A 6,556-nucleotide genomic window follows, 5' to 3' on the forward strand; every position below is an offset into this window, starting at 1 on the left:
CGTCATGGACTCTGCATTTATCCGATTTGGCCACGGCTACGAACAGAGCGACCGCGGCCGATGTGAAGCCTTCGACGGCTTCGATATCATCGCCGCGCCTCTCGGTGAATTCGACAACGCCTCGCGTGACAGCCGCGTGTTCAAGCGCGGTTCCGGCAACGCCGTCACTTATGCCAGCCATGCGATCAAACTCGCGCGGATGTCCGGCGTCCATTCCCGCGGATACCTCTACATCCTGATGCACAATGGTTCCGGCAGAGAGGTTCTTAGCATTCCGTCCTTCTATGACGGCGGCGATCTCGAAGCCACCATAATCGGCCTGCCCGAACGCGTCCAATACGCCTTGCTCTACACTATCTGGAAAACAGCCCGTAACGCCCGTTACGAGGCCCAGGAACAAACGGCACAACAATGGGCCACAGCCTACAAAGAGAAACGAATCCGCCGGCGGCGCGCGACCAGGACACGCGGCCCTCGCGTCGAGATCATCCCCGATTGGGAGATCGACCTGAAGACCAGGGCGGCGGCTCGCGCCCAGACCAAGGAGGCCTCGTCATGAAAGTCTATAACGTCAAGCGTCGCTTCTATGCCTTGAAAGAGGATGCCGAGTCATACCGCAAGGAACTCGGCTTGAAACCGAGCGCGACAATCCCTCTCAGCATCGACAATCGCGAAGAGCTGGCGGCATTCCTGACCGGCCTGTGCGATCCAGCGCTGGCTGACACGCCAGACATCAAAAAGGTGCTGCCGGCCAAGGTGGTCGACGACGCTTATGTCGAACCAACCTTCGATGTCCCGAGCTTCGTCCCGCTGTTCCTGATCAAGGACGAAAAACAGCGCGCGGCCGCGCTTGAACGGCTGCTCGCAAACAAGGCGAAGGGAGCCCAATGATGCCAAATTATCTCATCACATGGGAGATCGGTCCCGAACAGTTCGCCGATCCGGTCGAAGCCGCCCGCTGGGCCTGGGAGCAGATGCGTGCTCCCGGCTCGATCGCCAACGTATTCCAGATCACCGACGAAAGCGGCGTCGTGCACCAGGTCGATCTGCAGGAGATCGACGAGATTCCCGTCGGCTCGATCGCAAGCGCGCCGACCGACGAAGTCGATGCCCGCTAGGAGACTCTCATGCTGCTCACAGCTTCTCAACGCGTTCGGCTGCACCGTGCGCTCGCGGGACGGCTCCTTGCCGTCTCCTACGGCTCCGGCGTCGACTCCACCGCCATGCTGATCGCACTTCGTCTCGCCGGCATCCGACCACATCTGATTTCCTTCGCCGACCTCGCAGCCGAGAAACCCGAGACCATGATCCATCTCGACCGCATGAAGGCAGTCCTGGCCGAATGGGGTTGGCCACCTGTCACCATCTGCCGGAAGGTGCCTCTGCCCTCGACAGCTTATGACGATCTCTATGGCAACTGCATAGCCAACGAAACCCTGCCGTCGCTGGCCTTCGGCCTAAAATCCTGCTCGATCAAATGGAAGCAAAAACCACAGGATCAGGTCATCAAGGGTGCGAAGTCGGGTCCCAATGCCTGCCAGCCGCATCCGATCTGGCTCGAAGCACGTCAGCGCGGCCAACGCATCGTCAAGCTGATCGGCTATGATTGCGGCCGCGCCGATATGCGCCGGTCGCGGACCTTGCCAAATGCCGACAACGACTTCGACTATGTCTATCCGCTTCAACTGCTCGGCTGGACACGCGCCGATTGCGTGCGCATCATCTCGCATGTGCTTGGCCCCGACATGGTGCCAATCAAATCTGCCTGCTTCTTCTGCCCGGCATCGAAGATCTGGGAGCTCTACTGGCTCGCCGGCCATCACCCCGATCTCCTTGAGCGGGCATTGCACCTCGAGCGCAATGCCTTGACCGGCCGGCATAGCCGCTTCAGCGCAGTCGAATTCGGCGCTAGCTGGGATGAACTGGTCCACACCGCCGACCGTTTCCCCAGCAGCTCGACCACGATCGGCCTCGGCCGGCATTTCGCGTGGAACCAATGGGCACGCGTCAACGACGTTGTCGATGATGAGTTCCGCGTAAGGCGCGGTCATGCCGATCGGCAGCGATTCATCGCCTTGTCCGATCAACTCAGGCAAGAGGACAATGCCCTCGACGGCCGCGCCGCCTGACCGTCCGGACGTCCACTTACATTATCCATAAAATCCCGAATTTCGCGGTGTCCGGTCAGCAGATCGACCGACTACCATTGCCGATTTTCGGGATTTTCCCTAATTTAATGGAGATAACATCACCCAGCAGGATCTATCCACCATGCGCTCCTTCACCCTCACCGAACTCGCAAACAAATGCGGTGAAGTCGTCGCGGCAGCCTACACCGGCCCTGTCGACATCACCCGTCACGGCAAAAGGAGATTTGTCATCATGACTGCCGAACAATATGACGAGCTGCGCCCTCACGACGATCCGCGCCGCGTATACCTCGCAGGTGAAACTCCACCCGATATCGCCGACCTATTCGCCGAACAATTCGACGCGCTCGGCCGTGGAGAGGGATATGACGACTAGTTCGCCGCACGACCTACTGAAAAAGGGCACCCTTCTCCACTACGACTATGTCTGGGGCCACGAACGCAACAAGGCTGTCGCAGAAAATCGGCCTCTAACCTCCGTCAACGCAAAAAAGCCGCGCACCGCTTGCGTCATGGCGGTACGCCACAGGGGCGGCTATACGCACATCGCGCTCCTGTCGGTTTCATCTCAACCGCCGCACCCCGAACAGCGCGCCATCGAGATCCCCGAGACCGAAATCAGACGCGCCGGCCTATCCCCATCCAGGCCCGCCTGGATCACCGTCAGTGAGTACAATTACGACATCGTCGAGTTGTCCTATGTCTTCAATCCCAACCAGACCCCTCGCGGGCGCTTCAGCCTTCATTTCCTCGAACGCGTCGTCAAGGCCGCCGGCCCTCATCTGTTCCGGCCTGGTGCTCGGATCAATCGGCGGTAACGACCAATGCCGAAGCGATCCATCTATGCCCAGATCGACGAAGTGCGCGAACTGCTCGAGCAATATCGACGTGATCTTCAACGCGCCCGCGGCCGCGATGAAAGCGTTATCGCCGAACACAATCTCCGGCTCGAATCCGTGCTGAAAACGCTCGAATGGGTACGCGACAACCAGGATGAGCTCAAAGCCTACCTGACGCAACGGCGAACCACGACCACCTGATCCTGCCGCCGGTCGATCGGCAACGGGATCGATCTTCACCACGGCATTCAACTGTCCATCCGAGAACCAGGAGGATTGCGATGAACGCAGCCTTATGGACCTATTCCTTGCGCTGGAGCCTTCCACACCTGTCTCCGCCCGGTCCCCGCGAACTTGCACGGGCAGACGTCCCCGCCGGCAGGCCTTGTCCCGACTCCGTCATGGCCCTTTGGAAACCAGGCGCCGGATATGCCATCTGCATCGACTTTCCACCTCCCGCGCCCATCAAGCGCTGGAGCGACGAGCGCAAGGCAGCAGCGCGCCGGCGCAATCTCGAGCGGCGCGTCAGGCGGCTTGCGCCCCTTTTCGCGGACGAGTTCATCGCCCGCGAGATCGCCGCGCGCCCCGCCTACTTCCAGGGCAAATCCCCTATCTGATGCGCCGCACCAGGCTCCAGCGGAGAAAGTGAGAGGCACGCGAGCCCGGTATGCCGGGCTCAACAAGTGGAGAGAGGTTCTCCCGCCCGGCTCCCAGGAGCCATATGATGACCACTAAGCTCGTCTCGCTTCCCCTTAAAGGCCTGAAGCTCAGCAAGCTCAACGTTCGTCAGCAGCCACCCAGCGATGACGACATGGCCGAACTGACCGCCAGCATCAGGGAAAACGGCCTCAAACAGAACCTCGTCGTCCATAAAGTCGGCCGCGAATACCATGTTCACGCCGGCGGCCGCCGTCTACAGGTCCTCAGGGCCATGCAGGACGCCGGTGATCTCCCCAAGGATCACAAGGTACCCTGCCTCGTGGAATCCAAGGAGCAGGCGGAAGAGACCTCCCTCATCGAAAATTTCCATCGCCTGAAAATGCTCCCGATCGACGAATTTCTCGCATTCGATCGTCTGCTCCAGAAGGGCAACACCATCGAAGCCGTTGCCAACCGCTTCGGCGTCACCGCCCGCTTTGTCGAAGGCCGGATGCGTCTCGCCCGTCTTTCCCCCAAGATCCTCCAGGCCTTCCGCGACCATCAGATCGACCTCGACCAGGTCAAGGCCTACACCATCACCGACGATCATGCGCGTCAGGAGGAAGTCTTCGAGCGCGAAGGCCGCTACGGATCCGTATGGTCCATCAAAGGCGCCCTCTCCAAAACCAAGATCAGCGGCTCCTCGTCTGTTGCCCGCTTCATCGACCACGCCGCCTACGAGGCCGCCGGCGGCACCATCACACGCGATTTGTTCTCCGACGACGACTCCGTCCTTTACGATGATCCAGCCCTCGCCGAGAGGCTTGCCATGGAGAAGCTGCAGGCCAAAGCCGACGAACTGAAGGCCGAATGGAAATGGGCCGACGTGATGCTCTCCATCCCCTATGACGCATTCCGATCCTACGGCCGCGTCTATCCCGAGCCTCTGCCTCTTTCCGACGATCTCGCTGCCGAGCAGGAAAAGATCCACTCGCGCATCCGCGAGCTCGATGAGGTCGGCGAAGACGAATGGTCCGAGGAACTCGACCAGGAGTACAACAAGCTCCATGAGCGCGACGAAGAAATCAGCGACAGCCAGGAAGTCACCTTCACGGCACACCAGAAGGTCATCGCCGGCGTCATCGTCTCCATCGACTCCAACAGGGGCGAGTTCCGGATCGAGTATGGCCTCGTCCATCCCGACGATAAGCCCAAGGCGGAAGATCGCCCGGCATCCCCAATGGACTCCCCCTCCGTCGATCCGGCGACGTCCGCCCGCAGCGCGGCCGGCGAAACCATATCGGTCATCGACGACATCCGTGCCATCCGTCACCAGGTCCTGCGTGCCCATCTGTCGGCCGACTTCAATACCGCGTTCGACGCCCTGCTCTATTCCATGGTTGTCGGCATCTTCGGTCACTCCTACTCGAACCAGCCGATCAGCACCTCGGTCAAGGCCGCCGAAGTCCATCGCTCGAAAGAAGTCCTGACCGGCACGATCGGCGAGTCCATGCTCGAGCAGCTGAAGAAGAAGCTCAATCTCGAATGGCTCAATCTCGACCAGCCGCACGATTTCAACGCCATGTCGGCGCTCGAGCCCCGTGCCAAGCAGGATCTCTTCGCCTGGTGTGCCGCATACGGCGTCAACCAGTCGCTTTCCACCGACCCTCATGCCAATCCCGTGCTGGAGGTCATCGGCAAGCGCATGGATGTCGATGTCGCATCCTGCTGGAGGCCGAACGCTGAACACTACTGGAAGCGCGTCAAGAAGGGCTACGCGCTCAAAGTCGCCGGCGAACAAATCAGCTCCACCTGGTCGGACGATCATGCGAAAGACAAGAAGGCCCAGATCGCCGAAGCCATGGAACACGCGTTCGGCGACGATCCGCAAAAGACCGCCGGTCTCACGGCGGATATCGCCAGCCACACCTCGATCTGGCTGCCCGACGGCATGGCCTTCACCGGGGAATACATCGAACGCAAGAACCATCACCTGTCCTACGGCTCGACGTACGATGACGACATCGATCCCGATGCTGACATGGAGCTCGACGCCGAGGCCGGCGACGATTCGATGGCCGACGACCTCACGGACAACGATCCCGACAGTCTCGAGGATGACGGCGCACACGACGATGACGACGACGGCGACATCCCGGCCTTTCTAAAGGACGCCGCGGAATAGCGTCTCATCCACGCAATTCCCCTCACCCAAGGCCGCGTGACGCCCACGCGGCCTTCATTGTTTCGGAGAACCCGCCATGCCTCTCTTCACGATCGAAACCACCTACGACCTGCCCGTCTACGTGCAAAGGACCTACCACGCTCCCGACGTCGCCACCGCCTGTCAAATGGCCATCGACGAAGAAAATTGGGAAAGCGCCAAGAAGGACTACGATTCCTGCGGCCCGACGCGCGTCACCGGCATCTGGAAAGGCCGCGACGCCGCTTATAGCGGCCCAGTCGTGTCCATCCCCGAGGAATTCTTCGGCGTGAACCCCTTCCTCGCCGACAAACTCCTGTCAGTCGTCGTCGCCGCCATCGACGCCTGGCCGCAATTCGACGCCGACGAAGAGGTCAGCGGCGCAGACCTTGTCGACTGGTTCGCCCAATGGCGCACGTCCGCCATGGCCGCCGCCGGTCGCTCGGCCGGAAGCGTCAGCTAATCCCTTCCCGTTCCTTATTTCAACACGGCCGCGATCCTTCGCGGCTCTCCTGTTTCCGGAGTTTTATCATGTTCGATCCTTCCCCCTGGATCCTGAAAGCCCTCGACACCGAAGGCGGCCATCTGTTCATCAATCACGGCGGTTATTGCCTGAACTACGAAAATGGCACGTTGACCGGCTACGGGCCGCAACCCGTCAAATACCGTGCCATCAGTGCCGGCCTGCCGGTCTGCGATGCCACCGCCCTCGATCCTTCGACAAT

11 protein-coding genes are annotated in these 6,556 nt (G+C 60.7%); all 11 read left to right on the forward strand.

Annotation, left to right across the window (positions count from 1 at the left end; all coding sequences use genetic code 11):
- Positions 1-4: 4 nt before the first annotated feature.
- Positions 5-559: a hypothetical protein gene (locus M9924_22065; GenBank protein MCO5067054.1), complete on the forward strand. Its 555-nt coding sequence runs from the start codon at positions 5-7 to the stop codon at positions 557-559.
- Positions 556-891 carry a hypothetical protein gene (locus M9924_22070; protein MCO5067055.1) on the forward strand — a complete coding sequence of 112 codons (336 nt, stop codon included), beginning with the start codon at positions 556-558 and terminating at the stop codon, positions 889-891. Before M9924_22065 ends, M9924_22070 begins: the two co-directional genes overlap by 4 nt.
- A complete protein-coding gene (locus M9924_22075) occupies positions 891-1,118 on the forward strand; it encodes a hypothetical protein (protein MCO5067056.1) in 228 nt (75 codons plus the stop codon). The genes M9924_22070 and M9924_22075 overlap by 1 nt, the downstream gene beginning before the upstream one ends.
- 9 nt (positions 1,119-1,127) lie before the next feature.
- The gene (locus M9924_22080; GenBank protein ID MCO5067057.1) at positions 1,128-2,129 is read left to right on the forward strand and encodes a hypothetical protein; all 1,002 of its coding nucleotides are present in this window, start codon (positions 1,128-1,130) and stop codon (positions 2,127-2,129) included.
- Positions 2,130-2,271: 142 nt separating this feature from the next.
- On the forward strand, positions 2,272-2,526 hold the full coding sequence (locus M9924_22085; protein ID MCO5067058.1) for a type II toxin-antitoxin system prevent-host-death family antitoxin: 255 nt from the start codon (positions 2,272-2,274) through the stop codon (positions 2,524-2,526).
- Complete coding sequence (locus tag M9924_22090) at positions 2,516-2,968, forward strand: hypothetical protein (protein ID MCO5067059.1); 453 nt, start codon at positions 2,516-2,518, stop codon at positions 2,966-2,968. Before M9924_22085 ends, M9924_22090 begins: the two co-directional genes overlap by 11 nt.
- A 6-nt stretch (positions 2,969-2,974) precedes the next feature.
- A complete protein-coding gene (locus tag M9924_22095) occupies positions 2,975-3,190 on the forward strand; it encodes a hypothetical protein (protein ID MCO5067060.1) in 216 nt (71 codons plus the stop codon).
- An 80-nt stretch (positions 3,191-3,270) separates the two neighbouring features.
- Entirely contained in the window at positions 3,271-3,606 is a 336-nt protein-coding gene (locus M9924_22100) for a theronine dehydrogenase (protein MCO5067061.1), read from the forward strand.
- A 107-nt stretch (positions 3,607-3,713) separates the two neighbouring features.
- Positions 3,714-5,813: a ParB/RepB/Spo0J family partition protein gene (locus tag M9924_22105; GenBank protein ID MCO5067062.1), complete on the forward strand. Its 2,100-nt coding sequence runs from the start codon at positions 3,714-3,716 to the stop codon at positions 5,811-5,813.
- Between the two features lie 76 nt (positions 5,814-5,889).
- Positions 5,890-6,294: a hypothetical protein gene (locus M9924_22110; protein MCO5067063.1), complete on the forward strand. Its 405-nt coding sequence runs from the start codon at positions 5,890-5,892 to the stop codon at positions 6,292-6,294.
- A 68-nt stretch (positions 6,295-6,362) separates the two neighbouring features.
- The coding region (locus tag M9924_22115) for a hypothetical protein (GenBank protein MCO5067064.1) at positions 6,363-6,556 on the forward strand (194 nt) is incomplete at its 3' end.

The sequence above is a fragment of the Rhizobiaceae bacterium genome (assembly GCA_023953835.1).
Taxonomy (GTDB): Bacteria; Pseudomonadota; Alphaproteobacteria; order Rhizobiales; family Rhizobiaceae; genus Mesorhizobium_G.

What these genes read in the sequence shown, in the direction of transcription:
- M9924_22065 (MCO5067054.1), top strand. Translation starts at nt 5, where the DNA reads ATGGACTCTGCATTTATCCGATTTGGCCACGGCTACGAACAGAGCGAC.
- M9924_22095 (MCO5067060.1), top strand. Translation starts at nt 2,975, where the DNA reads ATGCCGAAGCGATCCATCTATGCCCAGATCGACGAAGTGCGCGAACTG.
- M9924_22075 (MCO5067056.1), top strand. Translation starts at nt 891, where the DNA reads ATGCCAAATTATCTCATCACATGGGAGATCGGTCCCGAACAGTTCGCC.
- M9924_22110 (MCO5067063.1), top strand. Translation starts at nt 5,890, where the DNA reads ATGCCTCTCTTCACGATCGAAACCACCTACGACCTGCCCGTCTACGTG.
- M9924_22100 (MCO5067061.1), top strand. Translation starts at nt 3,271, where the DNA reads ATGAACGCAGCCTTATGGACCTATTCCTTGCGCTGGAGCCTTCCACAC.
- M9924_22105 (MCO5067062.1), top strand. Translation starts at nt 3,714, where the DNA reads ATGACCACTAAGCTCGTCTCGCTTCCCCTTAAAGGCCTGAAGCTCAGC.
- M9924_22080 (MCO5067057.1), top strand. Translation starts at nt 1,128, where the DNA reads ATGCTGCTCACAGCTTCTCAACGCGTTCGGCTGCACCGTGCGCTCGCG.
- M9924_22070 (MCO5067055.1), top strand. Translation starts at nt 556, where the DNA reads ATGAAAGTCTATAACGTCAAGCGTCGCTTCTATGCCTTGAAAGAGGAT.
- M9924_22090 (MCO5067059.1), top strand. Translation starts at nt 2,516, where the DNA reads ATGACGACTAGTTCGCCGCACGACCTACTGAAAAAGGGCACCCTTCTC.
- M9924_22085 (MCO5067058.1), top strand. Translation starts at nt 2,272, where the DNA reads ATGCGCTCCTTCACCCTCACCGAACTCGCAAACAAATGCGGTGAAGTC.